Origin of the sequence: Marinobacterium iners DSM 11526 (genome assembly GCF_900107855.1) — a bacterium.
In the GTDB taxonomy this organism is placed as follows: domain Bacteria; phylum Pseudomonadota; class Gammaproteobacteria; order Pseudomonadales; family Balneatricaceae; genus Marinobacterium; species Marinobacterium iners.
The window spans coordinates 456419-472457 of the sequence record NZ_FNRJ01000001.1 but is presented as its reverse complement, the minus strand read 5'-3'; the positions used below and the strand labels follow the sequence as shown (position 1 = coordinate 472457).

The following is a 16039-nucleotide window of genomic DNA, read 5'->3' as shown; positions in this document are numbered from 1 at the left end:
TTCCCTGTAACCTTGTATGCAGGAACCTCTCATGGCAATCACACAACCATCTCCTTCATCCCCTCTGTTACTGGGTCTGGGCGGCATTGGACAACCTCTGAATCCAACAGCTGGCGGGGCGGTTGCTCCGGTTAGCCCGATGAAGGGGGGCGGTTTTCATTTTCATTTCAACGGTTCGCTACAGGCCTATCAGGAGGCAAGGGTTGAGGCCGAAGCTGGCACAGTCTTGCCACCGACGGGCGAGCAATTGCCGGATGCGTCGGTCATCGAATCGGAACAGCCAAGTAGTGCTGTTGACCCTGAGCTGGAACAAGACGGCCGATTGCTTGAAACTGCTTCTGAAGACGCTGAACAGCAGTCAGTAGAAAAGCAGCAGGCACAAGCTGTGCAGGCTCAGGCAGCATATACTCAGGCCGAAACAGCTGATAAAACGGCACAAACCATGGCAAGCGTTAATAATGCTGATGCACGGCAACAGGCTGAAGCGGCTATGAAAGCTGAGTCTGAGCAACAAAGCGATCAACTTCGTCAGTCTGAAGCAGCGCGCGGTGAGCGCAATGGCGAGCAACTGACGCAGGAACAGAAAGCAGCGGAGCGGTCTGCGCAGACACAGTTCAGGGATCAACAGGTCGCCGCCGAGGCTGCTCGCCAGCAGCAAGCTAACGGTCAGCAAAACCGTGAGCAACAAGTACAGCAGCAAATGGCGCAGTCACAGCCGAGGGGCAGTGCCGACCAGCAGCGTGCTGCCATGCGTTCGGACGCACAGGCAGCCAGCAGGGCCGAAGCGGTGCGGCAAAGTGAGGCCGTCCGTCAGAATGAAACGGCACATACTGTGCGAGCTACACCGGCATACCCGCTCCCGGGAGAGGGTGAACCAGCGCAGCCTGCGATACCCGCATCGGTAATGCGTGCACAGGCACAGTCGGGGGGCGCGACGGCAGGTGAGCGTGGAGCCACTGAAACCGTCCCGGCTGCGGGCATGGGCGCAGAAGTGAATGTCGATCCATTACGCCTTACCGAAACAGGTCAACCCGAAACCATTACACAACCCGGTGCCGAACAGTCGGCTCCGGAGCAGCCGCTTGTGAGCAGTGATTCGGCCGCTGATGAGGCGCGTCAGCCACTCAACCTGCAGCCGCAGAGCAGTTCCACTCAATCGGCAATAGGAGCAACGGCGTCGACATCATCTGATGGCGTGTTGGACGCCGCTGTTACGACTAATGGCGCGCAACGCTCCGGTCCTGATGTGGCTGGTGGGCGAGCTCAGGCTGAAATGGTGGCCAGTCGTGCAGACCAGGTAGCGCAGAGCGGCACCGGCAGTAACATGGGTGATGAGGGGCGAGAGGAACAACAGTCTCAGCGGCAGGATTCACAGTAGGCCCAGGCTGCCGCCGGCAACCGTACGCAGAGCGTTGCGTCAGGAGGTGCCCTGCCACAGCAACCCTTTTCACTGGCTCAGCAACAGCTGCTCTCGCCCAACTGGGGGCGTGCGATGGGTGAGCGTGCGATTATGATGGCCCAGCACGGTCCGCGAACGGCCCAGATTCAGCTTGATCCGCCTGAGTTGGGTGCCATGCAGATTCGTATCCACATACAGGGCGGCGATCAGGTTAGTGTCAGCTTCACCAGCCCCAATCCAATGGTTCGTGAGGCGCTGGAGCAGCAGATGCCACGTCTGCGCGAAATGTTTGCCGAGCAGGGACTCAATCTGCAGGATTCTTCAGTGGCGGACCAGTCCTCCCAGCAGCAATCCGGGCAGCACGAACAGGCGCGGCAGGGCCAGCCCGGTGGCCGTTATGGGCAGGGTGACGCGGGTCCGAACGAAGGGTTGGCTCTGCATTCGGTCAAGGTCGGTCTGGTGGACTATTACGCCTGAGGCTTCAGCCCCAAAAACAGTGTGTTATATTAGTCTCCATCCAAGCGCATTAACGCTCGACCAGCGGAGGCACTGATGGCAGATAAAGAAGAAGCGGCAGATGACGAACAGGGAGCCAAGGGTTCCAAAAAGAAGTTAATCATCATACTCGTGGCCGTGACGCTCCTGTTGTTGGGTGGGGGTGGTGCCACTGCATTCTTCCTGCTGTCGGGCGATGGCGGCTCTGATGGTGAGGCTCAGCAGATTGAGGCGGTCAAGCGAGAGGCGATCTATACCAAGGTCCGTACGCTGGAGGGCAAGCCATCCTTTGTGGTAACCCTGCAGTCGTCTGATGGCAAGCGACACTACATGCAGGCCTTCATCGAGGCCAAAAGTCGGGACCCGGTTGTGGATGAGGCGCTGAAGCTGCACATGCCGTTGATCGTGGCACGTCTCAATGCTCTGTTCGCTACCCAGGCGTTTGAAGAGCTGCAGACGCTGGAAGGCAAACAGGCACTGCGAACAGAAGCTACGGCGCTGGTACAGTCGATTATGCAGGAAAAAATCGGCCAGCCCGGGGTCGAAACGATCCTCTTTACCAACTTTGTGATGCAGTAGGGTTATCCATGTCGGTCAAGGACCTGCTTTCACAGGATGAAATAGATGCGCTGTTGCACGGTGTTGATGACGGTGATGTCGAGACCGAAGACAATGCCGATGAGGATGCTGATGGCATAAGGCCATATGATCTGGCCAGCCATGAGCGTATCGTGCGTGGGCGAATGCCAACGCTCGAAATGATCAATGAGCGTTTTGCCCGCCACACCCGAATCAGTCTGTTTAATTTGTTGCGCCGCACTGCCGATGTGACCGTCGGTGGCATCCAGGTCATGAAGTACGGCGACTATATCCACACCCTTTACGTCCCCACCAGCATGAGCCTGGTCAAGGTTCATCCATTACGGGGTACGGCGCTGTTCATCATGGATGCACGGTTGGTATTCAAGCTGGTGGACCAGTTCTTTGGAGGGGATGGTCGGCATGCGAAGATCGAGGGGCGAGAGTTTACTCCCACCGAAACACGCATTGTTCACAAAACCCTGCAGCAGCTGTTTCAGGATCTTAAGGATGCCTGGCGTTCAGTAGCCGAGCTGGAGTTTGAGCATATTGGTCATGAGGTGAATCCGGCCATGGCTAATGCCATCAACCCGACTGAAGTTGTGGTGGTGAGCTCGTTTCAGATCGACCTTGAAGGCGGTACCGGCGAACTGCACATTACCATGCCCTATTCAATGCTGGAGCCGATCCGCGAGCAACTGGTATCGGGCGTGCAGGCCAATGAAGAGAAGGGTGATGAGCGCTGGCTGACAGCATTGCGGCGTGACATCATGATGGCCACGCTGGAACTCGATCTGACCGTGGCCGAACGCGAGTTGACACTGCGTGATGTGATGCAGCTGGAAGCGGGCGATGTTATCCCGGTAGAAATGCCTGAAAATCTTGAGCTGAGAGCCAACGGCATCCCCATGTTTGAGTGCCAGCTGGGGACCTCGCGTGGTAATCTGGCGGTTAAAATCAAGGACCCCATCAAGCGGCCGGGTAGTGAGTAAACCGGCTGGCGGAGAGTGACCAAGGTGAGTGACGAGAACAACGATCAGGATCAACAGGCGCTGGCGGACGAGTGGGCCGCAGCGCTGGAACAGCAGACCGGTGATGCCGGTGTGGATACAGATGCTCTGCTGGATGATGTTCAGGCGCAGTCCGGGGGCGGGGCTCAAGGTGTCGAACTCGATGAGCTGAAGGATGAATCCACGCCGATTGCGGATCCCAAGCTGGATGTGATTCTGGATATTCCGGTACACCTGACCATGGAGGTGGGCGGTACGGAGATCGCCATTCGCAACCTTCTGCAGCTGAGTCAGGGATCGGTCATTGAGCTCGACCGTGTGGCGGGAGAGCCGCTGGATGTGAAAGTAAATGGTACCCTCATCGCGCACGGTGAAGTGGTCGTGGTGAATGACCGCTATGGTATTCGCCTGACCGACGTGATCAGTCCGCAGGAACGTATTCGGCGGCTTAAATGAGGGCTTTGCTTGCTCTGATGCTGTTGCCGACACTGGCATCGGCTGCTGAAGAGACCGGCAAGGCCAGTGCTCGTGTCGATCTGCCGGACCCGCTGTCGTTGGGTGCTATAGGCCAGTTGCTGCTCGGGTTGGCGCTGGTGGTTGGGCTTATCCTGGTGTTGGCCTGGCTGGTCCGTCGAGTGAATGGTGCGCCGGCGCAGGGCAGGGGGATGAAAGTGCTGGCAGCGCTGCCGCTGGGGCAACGCGAACGTGCCGTGCTGGTTCAGATCGGGCAGGAGCAGATGTTGCTTGGCGTGGCGCCAGGTCGTGTAAGCTTGCTGGCACGGTTTGATGAACCTGTGCTGGATTCGGCAGAGCTGCGAGGGGCAGCCTTTGCCGATCGTTTGCAGCAAGTACTGGGACGGGGGCAAAGCGGGTCATGAAATGCAGGCTGCTTCCCGTGCTGTTATTGCCGCTGTTGATGCTGCCCTCCATGGCTGCAGTAGCTGAAACCGGCATTCCGGCCGTGACGCTGGTTACCGGCGAAGATGGAACCAGCAACTACAGCGTCACCATCCAGATCCTGGCATTGATGACGCTGCTGACGTTCCTGCCGGCCATGTTGATGATGATGACCTCATTTGCACGCATCATTATCGTATTTGCCATTCTGCGGCAGGCATTGGGTCTGCAACAGACACCTTCCAACCAAATCATCATCGGCCTGTCTCTATTCCTGACGCTGTTCATCATGTCGCCGGTGCTGGAAGAGGTGAATGTCCGCGCTGTGCAGCCGTATATGGCTGAAGAGCTGGGGCCGATGGAGGCCTTTGAAGCGGCAGGTGTCCCCTTTCATGAGTTCATGTTGAACCAGACTCGCGAGAGCGATCTGCAGCTGTTCATGCGGATCTCGGAAACGCCTCCAGTGGAAACGGCAGAAGAGATCCCGTTTACTATACTGATACCGGCGTTCGTTACCAGTGAGCTGAAAACCGCCTTTCAGATCGGTTTCATGCTGTTCATACCCTTTCTGGTGATCGACCTGGTGGTCGCCAGTGTACTGATGGCCATGGGTATGATGATGCTGTCTCCAATCATCATCTCTTTGCCATTCAAAATCATGTTGTTTGTATTGGTGGATGGCTGGGCCATGGTGATCGGTACGCTGGCCGCAAGTTTTGGTGTTTAGGGAGGTGTTATGGATCCAGGCATGACGCTTGACCTGTTCGGTCGCGCACTCTGGCTGGTGGTCATCATCGTCGCCGTCATTGTGGGCCCGGCACTGGCGGTCGGTTTGATCATATCGGTGTTTCAGGCCGCAACCCAGATCAACGAACAGACGCTGAGTTTTTTGCCCCGCCTGATTGTAACGCTGCTGGCGGTGATGTGGGCAGGTCCCTGGATCGTTACCAATATATCGGATCTGTTCAATTACCTGTTCATGAACATCCCCAGACTGATCTCCTAGGCCATGGAAATTACCCTGCTGCAGGTCGAGCAAATGGTCAGCAGTTTTCTTTGGCCTCTGTTCCGTGTTTCCTCCTTTTTCATGGCAATGCCGATCATCGGTACCCAGATGTTGCCGATGCGTTTGCGCCTTGGGCTGGCACTGGCGGTGACTGTTTTAATCGTGCCGGTGTTGCCCCCCATGCCTGAATTTGATGGCTTGTCGCTGCAGAACTGGATTGTGGTGGCTCAGCAGGTACTGATTGGTTCCTTGCTTGGCTTTTCAGCCAATATTCTGCTGCAGAGTTTTGTGGCTGGTGGCCAGATTATGGCAATGCAGATGGGGCTTGGCTTTGCCTCCATGACCGATCCGGCAAACGGTGTGAATACCGTTATCCTGTCCCAGATCTATCTGATGATGGTGATGATGCTGTTTCTGGGGATGAATGGCCATCTGGTGTTGATCGAAATTATGGTGGACAGTTTTGACGTCATTCCGGTAGGGCTGGAGGGTGTCAGTAAAATGACGCTATGGGAAATTGCCCATTGGGGCGGGTGGCTGTTCATGGCTGCGCTCATGATGTCACTACCGGCCGTGACAGCGTTGCTGGTGATCAACTTTGCCTTTGGCATCATGACCAAGGCGGCACCCCAGTTGAATATCTTTGCGATTGGCTTCCCTTTCACCATGCTGATGGGGGTGTTCATTGTCTGGGTCAGCCTTTCCGGTTTTTTCAGTCACTATCAGACATTCTCGGCCGAAGCGCTGGAGAATGTCAGTCAGCTTTTAAAAGCAGGGCGCTGAGATGGCTGAAGAGACGGGTCAGGAAAAGACAGAACAACCTACGGAGAAGCGCATCAAGGATGCGCGACAAAAAGGTGATATTCCACGCTCACGTGAACTTGCCTCCACCGCATTGCTGCTGGCATCGGCAGCTGCCGCTATTCTGTTTGGCGGTAATGTAGCCGCTACCATGATAAGCATCATGCAGGAAAGTTTTACCCTCGATCGCCAAGATGTTTTTGATACAGCGCGCATGTTTACGCATCTGGGTGAGGCTCTGTATGAGGGCTTTTTCAGCCTGTGGGGGTTTTATCTGCTGACGTTGCTGGCGGCACTGCTGAGCCCGATCGCTCTGGGTGGCTGGAATTTCAGCGGTCAGGCGATTCAGCCCAAGGGCAGTCGCATCAACCCGCTCAGCGGGCTCAAGCGGATGTTCTCGCTCAAGGCTCTGATTGAGCTGTTCAAGGCGCTGGCCAAGTTTCTATTGGTGGGGGCCTTTGCAATCATGGTTCTGTGGCTGGATCGGCCTGACCTGTTTGCACTTGCGAGAGAGGCAGTGGAGCCGGCCATTGCTCATTCACTGCAGATTCTGGGTTGGTCCTTTCTGGTGATGAGTTTGTCACTGATTATCATCTCGTTGATTGATGTGCCGTTTCAGCTCTACGATTACAACAAGAAGCTGAAAATGACGCTGCAGGAAGTCAAGGATGAGATGAAGAGCACCGAGGGTAAGCCCGAGGTCAAGGGGCGTATCCGTCAACTCCAGCGTGAAATTTCACAACGCAAGATGATGTCCGAAGTGCCTGAGGCCGATGTGGTGATCACCAACCCGACTCACTATGCCGTCGCGCTGAAGTATGATCAGGGTGGCAGTGGGGCGCCACGTGTGGTTGCCAAGGGGGTGGACTTTGTTGCCCTCAAGATCCGCGAGATCGCACAGGAGCATGATGTGCCGCTTTTGTCGGCTCCTCCACTGGCACGTGCACTCTATCATGCCACTGAGATTGGTGACGAGATTCCCGCCGGGCTCTACCAATCGGTTGCCCAGGTATTGGCTTATGTGTTTCAGCTCAAGCGCTATCGCAAACGGTTGGAGGAAGCGCCGGAGCCGTTGCGGGATGAAGATATCGATATCCCTGAAGAGTATCGCAAGGATCCGGATGAGTAGGTAGCTTGGCCTGTTTTTTGCATTTAACCCCTCTTGAAGTACGTTAAGCGTCAGAAAAGCAGCGTTTTTTCTCGGTATGTGGCCGGATTGATTCGGATTGCAGTGTTGTTGCTTTGGTTTGATGTTTTTTTGACGCATTCGGAGGAAGAGTGGAACGCCAAGTCGTCCTGAACAATGTGCGAAGCCTGTCGCAGGGGAATCTGGGGATTCCGCTGCTGCTGCTTGTCGTGCTGGGCATGGTGGCGTTGCCTGTTCCTCCGTTCATGCTCGATGTGTTCTTCACCTTCAATATTGCTCTATCGATCGTGGTGTTGCTGGTGGCGATCTACGCCCTGCGGCCACTTGATTTCGGTGTGTTTCCAACCATTCTGCTGGCTGCGACCCTGCTGCGATTGGCTCTCAATGTGGCGTCAACTCGGGTGGTTCTGCTGTACGGCCATGAGGGAGGGGATGCTGCCGGTAAGGTGATCGAGGCCTTCGGGGATGTGATGGTTGGCGGCAACTATGTCGTCGGTATCATCGTGTTCCTTATTCTTGTGATCATCAACTTTGTGGTTGTGACCAAGGGTGCTGGCCGTATTTCCGAAGTGAGTGCTCGCTTTACCCTTGACGCAATGCCCGGCAAGCAGATGGCCATCGATGCCGATTTGAACGCGGGCCTGATTGGTCAGGAAGAGGCGCGTGATCGACGTCGAGAAGTAACGCAGGAAGCCGATTTCTACGGTGCCATGGATGGTGCCTCGAAGTTTGTGCGCGGGGATGCGGTGGCGGGTATCCTGATTTTGGTGATCAACCTGTTGGGTGGTCTGGGGATTGGCATGGTGCAGCACGGGCTGGATTTCAGTCTGGCCCTGCAATATTACTCACTGTTGACCATCGGTGACGGGCTGGTTGCACAGATCCCGTCGCTGTTGCTGTCCACTGCGGCTGCGGTGATGGTGACCCGTGCCAACTCCTCCGAAGCGATGGGGTCGCAGGTATTCCGTCAGATGTTCGCCTCACCACGTGCGTTGACTGTGGCAGCTGCCATACTCTTTATCATGGGTATTGTGCCCGGCATGCCGCACTTTGCTTTCCTGATGCTGGCGATGGCCGCAGCCGGTATTGCCTGGTGGATTCGGCGTCAGGAGCTGCAGAAGCTGGAACAGGCAAAGGCGGAAGAGGCCGAGGCACCAACAGACAGCAAACCAGCGGCGGAAGAACAGAAAGAGCTGGGCTGGGATGATGTGATGCCGGTGGACATGATCGGACTGGAAGTCGGCTACCGGCTGATTCCGATGGTGGACAAAATGCAGGGTGGGCAGTTGCTTGGGCGGATCAAGGGGGTGCGCAAGAAGCTGTCTCAGGATCTGGGCTTCCTGGTGCCGTCTGTGCATATTCGGGATAACCTGGACCTGTTGCCCGGCGCCTATCGCATTACATTGATGGGCGTTATAGCAGGTGAGGCGGAGATCTACCCCGACCGCGAACTGGCGATCAACCCGGGTCAGGTATTCGGAGAGCTGAAAGGGGTCAGCGTGCGTGACCCGGCGTTTGGTCTGGAGGCAGTCTGGATCGAAAAGAGCCATAAGGAGCACGCGCAAACACTGGGCTATACAGTAGTAGATGCAAGTACGGTGGTGGCGACCCATATCAATCAGGTGTTGCAAACCCACGCCCATGAGTTGCTGGGGCATGAGGAGGTACAGCAACTGCTTGATCTGCTGAGTAAGGCTTCGCCCAAGCTGGTGGAAGAGTTGGTACCGAAGAAACTGTCGATCAGTGCGTTGCTGAAGGTGTTGCAGAACCTGCTGATGGAACAGGTGCCGTTGAAGGATTTCCGCTCCATCGCCGAGGCGCTGGCCGAGGCGGTCAACCGGACACAGGATCCGCTGGCGTTAACTGCGGCCGTGAGGGTGGCGCTGTCACGTCTGATTGTGCAAACGGTCAATGGCTCGGAACCGGAGCTCGCTGTTATTACGCTGGACCCGTCACTGGAACAGATGTTGCTCGGATCCATGCAGCAGGGGCAGGACGAGGGGATGGTACTGGAGCCCGGTATGGCCGAGCGGTTGCAGCGCTCGCTGGGCGAGACCGCTCAGAAACAGGAGATGTCCGGCAAGCCGTCCATCCTGTTGGTGGCAGCCCCGATTCGGCCGCTGATGGCCAAATTTGTACGTTATGGAGAACACCAGATTCATGTACTCTCCTATCAGGAGATCCCGGAGAACAAGAAAGTCACGATTGTGGCCACTGTGGGTGGACAAAATGGCTAGGGTTTGGCGGCTGGCGGCCGATAAGGGACGGGTATGAAGGTAAAACGCATATTTGCACCGGATATGCGCCAGGCAATGCGCCGGGTGCGTGACGAAATCGGCCCTGATGCCGTGATCATCTCCAACCACCGTGTAGCGGGTGGGGTCGAGGTTGTGGCCGCGCGTGAAGATGAATATGAGGCTGCTCAGGCAGAGCTCAAGCGCAGCCGCAGTCGTCGTCAGCCGCCCAATCGGGATGAGCAGATACGTATCCTTACCGGTGGGCACTCGCACCAATCGGAGCAGGCCAGTCGCAATGCGGCGCTTGAAGAGGAACTGAACCGTACCAGGGCTCGAATCGCAGAAGCCAGTCGACGCATCACCGAGCCTACGCCGGTAGCGGACCGCAGCGCAAATCGCCAGATTGATGACGAAGATGATGAAGATCTGCGCTCCATTCTTGAGTCGCTTCGTGCCCGCAACCGCCAGCGGGAAGTACCTTCTCCGCCTTCCCGTCAGGTTGAAACGCCCCGTCCCGCGTCACGACCTGTTGAGAGTGATACCCTGCCTGCGGATGACGATGCGTTGCTGAGTATGCAGCAGGAAATTCAAGAGCTGCGTAATATGCTGCAGCAGCAGGTGGCGCGTCCCGAACCGGCTGCGCCTGTGTTTGCCACGCCTGCCGCAGCCCCAGTGCAGGAAAGATCAGCTGTACACGCCCGCCTGGAGCAGCTGGGCCTCGGTTCACAGTTGGTACAGCAGCTGATGAGCGGTGTGGAGCCTGAGCTTGCCGCTGACAAGGCCTGGCGCAATGCGCTCGCTCGCCTTTCGGATGCTTTGCCGGTGCTGGGTGAAGAGCTGGTGGAGCGTGGCGGCATGATCGCCTTTGTCGGCCCTACCGGTGTCGGCAAAACCACCACCATCGGCAAGCTGGCTGCTCGTCATGTGCTGCAGCACGGCAGCTCCAGTGTGGCACTGGTTACCACGGACTGTTTCCGCATCGCGGCTCATGAGCAGCTGAAAACCTTTGGCCGTATTCTGGATGTGCCTGTTCGCGTGGTGGATGAAAACCATAGCCTGGAAGAAGTGCTGCAAAGTCTTCGCAACAAGCGTCTGGTGCTGATTGATACCGCTGGCATGAGTGCATCCGACCCACAGGGTCTGGTGCAGATGCAGATGCTTTCCAGTGTCACTGTTCGCCTGAAAAAGTTGCTGGTGCTGTCCTGCTCCAGTCAGCGCCAGTTGATGCGTAGTGCGTTCGACAACTATCGAGAGCTGGGTCTGAACGGTTGTGTGCTCAGCAAGACAGATGAGTCGGGCAGCCTGGGTGAGGCGCTTACGCTGGCAATCGAAAAGCAGCTGCCGATCGCCTATGTGACTGATGGGCAGAAAATTCCGGATGATATCGGTATCGCCAAGCGGCATGATCTGGTCAGCCGTGCCGTGGTGATTGCACAGAAATCGGGGGAGCATGATGCAGATCAAGCTTCCGGCAGTTCATTATTCAGGGCGGGTTGAGGAGTCATTTGATGAAGCAGACCCACCCGGTCAAGGTGATAGCAGTAACGGGCGGCAAGGGAGGCGTTGGCAAGACCAATGTGTCGGTCAATCTGGCCACCGCTCTCAGTGAAATGGGGCAGCGGGTGGTGCTGATGGATGCTGACCTGGGCCTTGCCAATGTAGACGTGATGCTCGGGCTGAGAGCGCAACGCAACATTTCGGATGTGCTTGCAGGCAACTGCAGTCTCAAGGAAGTTATGGTGCCGGCAGGGGATAATTTCTGGATAGTGCCGGCGGCTTCGGGGACGCAGGAAATGACGGCTCTAAGCGCCCATGAGCATGCAGAGTTGATCCATGCCTTTAACGACATTGCCGATGAGCTGGATGTATTGGTTATTGACACTGCGGCTGGAATCTCGGACTCGGTGGTCAGCTTTGTGCGTGCCGCTCAGGAGGTGCTGGTGGTGGTCTGTGATGAGCCTACTTCGATTACCGACGCCTATGCACTGATCAAGCTTTTGAATCGTGACTATCAGATGACACGCTTTCGAGTGTTGGCCAATATGGTCAGAACGGAATCCGAAGGACGTAATATGTTCAATAAACTGTTGACGGTGACCGACAGATTCCTGGATGTTACGCTTCAATACGTTGGCTCAATCCCTTATGATGAAACGGTGCGCAAGGCTGTACAGAGACAAAAGGCTGTTTTGAAAGCCTTTCCCAAGGACAAGGCCGCATTGGCCTATCGCCAGTTGGCGAACAAGGTGGACAGCTGGCCGGTCAGTTCCAGCCCACGTGGGCACCTTGAATTCTTTGTCGAGCGGCTCGTGCAGGGAGCGCGGGCACACTGAAAAGAAGCGTATATGTACAACGAACTGGAGTTTAAGTCAGGGCAGGAGCTGATCGAGGAGTACACCCCTCTGGTGCGCCGTATTGCGCATCATCTGCTGGCGCGCCTGCCGTCCCATGTTGTGCTGGACGACTTGCTTCAGGCTGGCATGATGGGACTGCTAGAAGCTGCCAAACGTTACGACTCCAGCAAGGGTGCCAGTTTTGAAACCTATGCCGGTATTCGTATCCGCGGTGCCATTATCGATGAGGTACGGCGGGGTGACTGGACGCCGAGATCAGTACACCGAAATGGGCGTCGGGTCAGCGAAGCGATTGCCCAGGTTGAAAACCGGACCGGCCGTGATGCCACAGACATAGAAGTTGCGGCCGAAATGGGAATAGGGGTTGCCGAGTACCATGCCCTGCTGCAGGATTCACTCGACAGCCGCCTGTTCAGCTATGATCAGTTGACTGACAGCTCCGAAGAAACACCCTCGGAGCAGTTTGTTGCCTCTGATCCAGACCCTGGGCATGCCCATGAAGGGGAAGGATTCAGGCAGGCGCTGGCGCAGGCGATAGGTGTCTTGCCAGAGCGTGAGCGGCTTGTGCTGTCGCTGTATTATGATGAAGAGCTGAACCTTAAAGAGATAGGACAGATTCTTGGGGTGAGTGAGTCGCGCGTGAGCCAGATCCATAGCCAGGCTGCGCTGAGGCTCAGGGGCCGGCTAAGGGATTGGCGCTGACCGATTGTGGTCTGGAATAAGGACGACTCTTGAAGGTGTTTTCTGAACTGGGAGAAGTGTCTTGAAGAAAGACATCAAAATTCTCGTTGTGGATGATTTCTCCACAATGAGGCGCATCATAAAAAACCTGCTGCGGGACCTTGGTTTTACCAATGTCGACGAGGCTGACGACGGCAAGACGGCGTTGCCGATTCTCAAGCAGGGAGGTATCGACTTCCTCATTACCGACTGGAATATGCCGGAAATGACCGGTATAGACCTGCTCAAGGCAGTCCGAGCCGATCCTGCTCTGGCTTCCATTCCGGTACTGATGGTAACGGCAGAGGCCAAGCGCGAGCAGATTATTGCGGCAGCACAGGCCGGTGTGAACGGTTATGTCGTAAAACCGTTCACGGCCGCCGTGTTGAAAGAGAAGATCGACAAGATCTTCGAGCGTATCGAGGGTTAACCGGAAGCGGGGAAGACAGATGGCAGCGCAAACGGCCAGTAAAGTGGACTTCAACGGCTTCGATGAGTTTCTGCGTAGCCGTGCCCAGGCACTGGTGTCCGAACTTGAGGCCGGCAACATGGCAGAGGCGATGGGGCTTATCAATGAGCTTCAGTTTGCCCGTCACCAGGTGTTCTATAACGAGGTCGGTCACCTGACGCGCGGCCTGCATGAGGCGATCAAGTCATTTTCCAGCGATGTCGGCGAAAAAATGCCGAGCGATGCGGAAAGTACGGTCTCGGCCATCGGTGATGCTTCAGATCGACTCAATTACGTGATTGAGCTCACTGAAAAAAATGCCCATGAAACCATGGATCGTGTGGATCGATCACTCAGCCTGGTTGATAAGCTGGATCAGCAGAGTGAACGTTTCAAGGATCTGCTGTTGCTGGTAGGGCAGCTTGAGGGTGAGTTCGAGGCATTGAACGGGGTTTATGATCGCACCTGCAGCCTCAAGGATCAGTCCGAGAAAACCATTACTGAACTGCGCACAACTTTGACTGATATCCTCGTCTCCCAGGGGGTTCAGGACATAACCGGTCAGTTGATCCGCCGAGTTATCACGCTGGTGACTCAGGTTGAGGGTCAGTTGGTCAAACTGATGGATATGGCGGCCAGAGTAGAACGGCTGAGCAGCCTGGAGAGTGCAGAGGATATAGCAGCCTCTGATGACAAGCCGGTACGCCGGAAGGGCCACGCGGCTGAACAAGAACAAAAACATGATCCTATCCGGGCGGAAGGGCCCCAGCTTCCGACAGGGAAAACAGATACGCTGTGTGATCAGGACGATGTTGATGACCTGCTTTCCAGCCTGGGATTTTGATAGGAGCTCCCTATGAGTTTGGATGTTGATCAGGAAATACTGGAAGACTTTCTCGTCGAAGCCGGCGAGATACTTGAGCAGCTGTCTGAGCAGCTTGTCGATCTTGAGCAGCGCCCCGATGACAAGGATCTGCTGAACGCAATCTTTCGCGGTTTCCATACCGTCAAGGGTGGTGCCGGCTTCCTGCAGCTGGAAGCGATGGTTGAATGCTGTCACAAGGCGGAAAACCTGTTTGACCTGCTGCGCAACGGTGAACTGAGTATCAGCTCCGAACTGATGGATGTGGTGTTGCAGGCACTTGATGCCGTCAATGCCATGTTTGAAGCGGTGCGCGGTGGTGAAGAACCCCAGCATGCATCGCCTGCATTGCTGCAGCGTTTGCAGGACTTTGCTGAAGGGCGTGGTGAAACAGTACCGTCTGCACCGGCACCGGCACCGGCAGCTGCCAGCACTCCAAAACCGGCAGAGCCTGTCCCCCAAGCATCAGCCCCTGTTAACCCAAACACACCGAACGATGAATTCGAGATGCTGCTGGGTGATCTGGCGGGCAGCCACCAGCAAAGTGAATCTGAGTCGGGTGGCGATGAGCTTATCACTGAAGACGAATTCGAGGCGTTGCTGGACGAGCTGCATGGCCCCGGCAAAGCGCCGAAAATTGAAGCGGCCGCGGCTGCACCGGCAACCAACAGCGATGGTGAATTGATCACCGACGATGAATTTGAAGCGCTGCTGGATGAACTTCAGTCCAGTGGCCAGGGTGCCTTTGCTCATATGCCGGATGCAGAGCAGGCCAAACCGGCCGCTGCATCCGTTGCGCCTGCGCCGGCTGAACCACCGCCTCCCCCCTCTGCCGAGCCAGTCGCTACTGTTGCGGATGACGCCAAAGAAGTGAAAGGCAAACCCGCTGCTGGCAACAAACCGGCTGCCGAGAGTAATGTCCGTGTTGATACCCGTTTGCTCGACAAGATCATGAACATGGTCGGTGAGCTGGTGTTGGTGCGTAACCGTCTGGTGCGTCTGGGCGGTGCTCGTGAAGATGAAGAGATGGGCAAGGCGCTCGGCACACTGGATATGGTCACCGCCGATCTGCAAACCTCGGTTATGAAGACCCGCATGCAGCCGGTGAAAAAGGTATTTGGCCGTTTTCCCCGTCTCATTCGTGATCTGTCGCGCAATCTCAAAAAAGAGGTGCGGCTTGAGCTTCGAGGTGAAGAAACCGATCTCGACAAAAACCTGGTCGAAGCGCTGGCTGATCCGCTGATTCACTTGGTGCGCAACGCCGTTGATCATGGTATCGAGTCGCCTGAAAAACGTTCTGCATCGGGCAAGCCGCGTGAAGGTAACGTGCTGCTGTCGGCTGAGCAGGAGGGTGATCACATCCTGCTGATTATCCAGGATGACGGTGCCGGCATGGATCCAGAAATGTTGCGTAACCTGGCGGTCAAGCGCGGCATGATGGATGTGGAGGCCGCTCGCCGCCTAACCGATCAGGAATGTTTCAATCTGATTTTCCAGGCTGGCTTTTCTACCAAGACCGAGGTGTCTGATGTATCCGGCCGCGGTGTTGGCATGGATGTGGTCAAGACTAAGATTACCCAGCTTAACGGTACTCTCAGTATCGACTCGGTGATGGGGCAAGGGACCCGGATTGCGATTCAGGTACCGCTGACATTGGCGATCATGCCGACGCTGATGGTAGTGCTTGAAGGCCAGGCCTTTGCACTGCCGTTGGTGAACGTGAACGAGATATTCAACCTGGATTTGACCAAAACGAATATTGTCGATGGGCAGCAGGTGATTATTGTTCGAGACCAGGCGCTGCCGTTGTTCCACCTCAAACGTTGGCTCATTACAGGGCATGAAAATGCACGACTGCCGGACCAGGGGCATGTGGTCATCGTCAGTGTTGGTACCTCCAGAGTGGGCTTTGTTGTCGACCAGCTGGTAGGTCAGGAAGAAGTCGTGATCAAACCGTTGGGCAGCATTTTGCATGGAACGCCGGGCCTTTCGGGTGCCACCATCACGGGCGACGGGCGCATCGCACTGATCATTGATATACCGAATCTGCTGAAACACTACGCATCGACCTGATTCGGCAGGTG

17 protein-coding genes are annotated in these 16039 nt (G+C 56.2%); all 17 read left to right on the top strand.

Annotation, left to right across the window (positions count from 1 at the left end; genetic code table 11):
• Positions 1-31: 31 nt before the first annotated feature.
• The 17 genes from BLV48_RS02285 to BLV48_RS02205 all read left to right on the top strand — a co-directional run bounded on the left by BLV48_RS02285 (position 32) and on the right by BLV48_RS02205 (position 16028).
• On the top strand, positions 32-1378 hold the full coding sequence (locus BLV48_RS02285) for a hypothetical protein (RefSeq protein ID WP_091822436.1): 1347 nt from the start codon (positions 32-34) through the stop codon (positions 1376-1378).
• 114 nt (positions 1379-1492) lie between these two features.
• Complete coding sequence (locus tag BLV48_RS02280; protein ID WP_091822433.1) at positions 1493-1876, top strand: flagellar hook-length control protein FliK; 384 nt, start codon at positions 1493-1495, stop codon at positions 1874-1876.
• A 75-nt stretch (positions 1877-1951) separates the two neighbouring features.
• Positions 1952-2473, top strand: coding sequence for a flagellar basal body-associated FliL family protein (locus BLV48_RS02275; protein ID WP_091822430.1), 522 nt, complete (start codon positions 1952-1954; stop codon positions 2471-2473).
• An 8-nt stretch (positions 2474-2481) separates the two neighbouring features.
• Positions 2482-3465, top strand: a complete 984-nt coding sequence (gene fliM / locus BLV48_RS02270) for a flagellar motor switch protein FliM (protein WP_091822427.1) — start codon at positions 2482-2484, stop codon at positions 3463-3465.
• Positions 3466-3489: 24 nt separating this feature from the next.
• Complete coding sequence (gene fliN, locus BLV48_RS02265) at positions 3490-3939, top strand: flagellar motor switch protein FliN (protein ID WP_091822880.1); 450 nt, start codon at positions 3490-3492, stop codon at positions 3937-3939.
• Positions 3936-4361, top strand: coding sequence for a flagellar biosynthetic protein FliO (fliO, locus tag BLV48_RS02260; RefSeq protein WP_091822424.1), 426 nt, complete (start codon positions 3936-3938; stop codon positions 4359-4361). The genes fliN and fliO overlap by 4 nt, the downstream gene beginning before the upstream one ends.
• A complete protein-coding gene (fliP, locus tag BLV48_RS02255; RefSeq protein ID WP_091822422.1) occupies positions 4358-5107 on the top strand; it encodes a flagellar type III secretion system pore protein FliP in 750 nt (249 codons plus the stop codon). Before fliO ends, fliP begins: the two co-directional genes overlap by 4 nt.
• A gap of 9 nt (positions 5108-5116) precedes the next feature.
• On the top strand, positions 5117-5386 hold the full coding sequence (fliQ, locus tag BLV48_RS02250; protein ID WP_091822419.1) for a flagellar biosynthesis protein FliQ: 270 nt from the start codon (positions 5117-5119) through the stop codon (positions 5384-5386).
• A gap of 3 nt (positions 5387-5389) precedes the next feature.
• Positions 5390-6169, top strand: coding sequence for a flagellar biosynthetic protein FliR (gene fliR / locus BLV48_RS02245; RefSeq protein WP_091822416.1), 780 nt, complete (start codon positions 5390-5392; stop codon positions 6167-6169).
• A gap of 1 nt (position 6170) precedes the next feature.
• Entirely contained in the window at positions 6171-7316 is a 1146-nt protein-coding gene (gene flhB / locus BLV48_RS02240) for a flagellar biosynthesis protein FlhB (protein ID WP_091822413.1), read from the top strand.
• Positions 7317-7465: 149 nt separating this feature from the next.
• Positions 7466-9571 (top strand): flagellar biosynthesis protein FlhA, encoded by a 2106-nt coding sequence (gene flhA, locus BLV48_RS02235; protein ID WP_091822411.1) that lies wholly within the window; start codon positions 7466-7468, stop codon positions 9569-9571.
• Positions 9572-9604: 33 nt separating this feature from the next.
• On the top strand, positions 9605-11068 hold the full coding sequence (gene flhF / locus BLV48_RS02230) for a flagellar biosynthesis GTPase FlhF (RefSeq protein WP_091822408.1): 1464 nt from the start codon (positions 9605-9607) through the stop codon (positions 11066-11068).
• 11 nt (positions 11069-11079) lie between these two features.
• Complete coding sequence (locus tag BLV48_RS02225; RefSeq protein ID WP_091822405.1) at positions 11080-11904, top strand: MinD/ParA family protein; 825 nt, start codon at positions 11080-11082, stop codon at positions 11902-11904.
• Positions 11905-11916: 12 nt separating this feature from the next.
• Complete coding sequence (locus BLV48_RS02220; protein WP_091822402.1) at positions 11917-12627, top strand: RNA polymerase sigma factor FliA; 711 nt, start codon at positions 11917-11919, stop codon at positions 12625-12627.
• 61 nt (positions 12628-12688) lie between these two features.
• A complete protein-coding gene (gene cheY, locus BLV48_RS02215) occupies positions 12689-13075 on the top strand; it encodes a chemotaxis response regulator CheY (RefSeq protein WP_091822399.1) in 387 nt (128 codons plus the stop codon).
• Between the two features lie 19 nt (positions 13076-13094).
• Positions 13095-13937, top strand: a complete 843-nt coding sequence (locus tag BLV48_RS02210) for a protein phosphatase CheZ (protein WP_091822396.1) — start codon at positions 13095-13097, stop codon at positions 13935-13937.
• 12 nt (positions 13938-13949) lie between these two features.
• Entirely contained in the window at positions 13950-16028 is a 2079-nt protein-coding gene (locus tag BLV48_RS02205) for a chemotaxis protein CheA (RefSeq protein ID WP_091822394.1), read from the top strand.
• Positions 16029-16039: the final 11 nt, after the last annotated feature.

Coding starts and splice junctions, on each gene's coding strand:
- BLV48_RS02280 (WP_091822433.1), top strand. CDS start 1,493: ATGGGTGAGCGTGCGATTATGATGGCCCAGCACGGTCCGCGAACGGCC.
- fliM (WP_091822427.1), top strand. CDS start 2,482: ATGTCGGTCAAGGACCTGCTTTCACAGGATGAAATAGATGCGCTGTTG.
- fliQ (WP_091822419.1), top strand. CDS start 5,117: ATGGATCCAGGCATGACGCTTGACCTGTTCGGTCGCGCACTCTGGCTG.
- flhB (WP_091822413.1), top strand. CDS start 6,171: ATGGCTGAAGAGACGGGTCAGGAAAAGACAGAACAACCTACGGAGAAG.
- fliO (WP_091822424.1), top strand. CDS start 3,936: ATGAGGGCTTTGCTTGCTCTGATGCTGTTGCCGACACTGGCATCGGCT.
- BLV48_RS02210 (WP_091822396.1), top strand. CDS start 13,095: ATGGCAGCGCAAACGGCCAGTAAAGTGGACTTCAACGGCTTCGATGAG.
- BLV48_RS02285 (WP_091822436.1), top strand. CDS start 32: ATGGCAATCACACAACCATCTCCTTCATCCCCTCTGTTACTGGGTCTG.
- flhF (WP_091822408.1), top strand. CDS start 9,605: ATGAAGGTAAAACGCATATTTGCACCGGATATGCGCCAGGCAATGCGC.
- fliR (WP_091822416.1), top strand. CDS start 5,390: ATGGAAATTACCCTGCTGCAGGTCGAGCAAATGGTCAGCAGTTTTCTT.
- fliP (WP_091822422.1), top strand. CDS start 4,358: ATGAAATGCAGGCTGCTTCCCGTGCTGTTATTGCCGCTGTTGATGCTG.
- BLV48_RS02275 (WP_091822430.1), top strand. CDS start 1,952: ATGGCAGATAAAGAAGAAGCGGCAGATGACGAACAGGGAGCCAAGGGT.
- BLV48_RS02225 (WP_091822405.1), top strand. CDS start 11,080: ATGAAGCAGACCCACCCGGTCAAGGTGATAGCAGTAACGGGCGGCAAG.
- BLV48_RS02205 (WP_091822394.1), top strand. CDS start 13,950: ATGAGTTTGGATGTTGATCAGGAAATACTGGAAGACTTTCTCGTCGAA.
- BLV48_RS02220 (WP_091822402.1), top strand. CDS start 11,917: ATGTACAACGAACTGGAGTTTAAGTCAGGGCAGGAGCTGATCGAGGAG.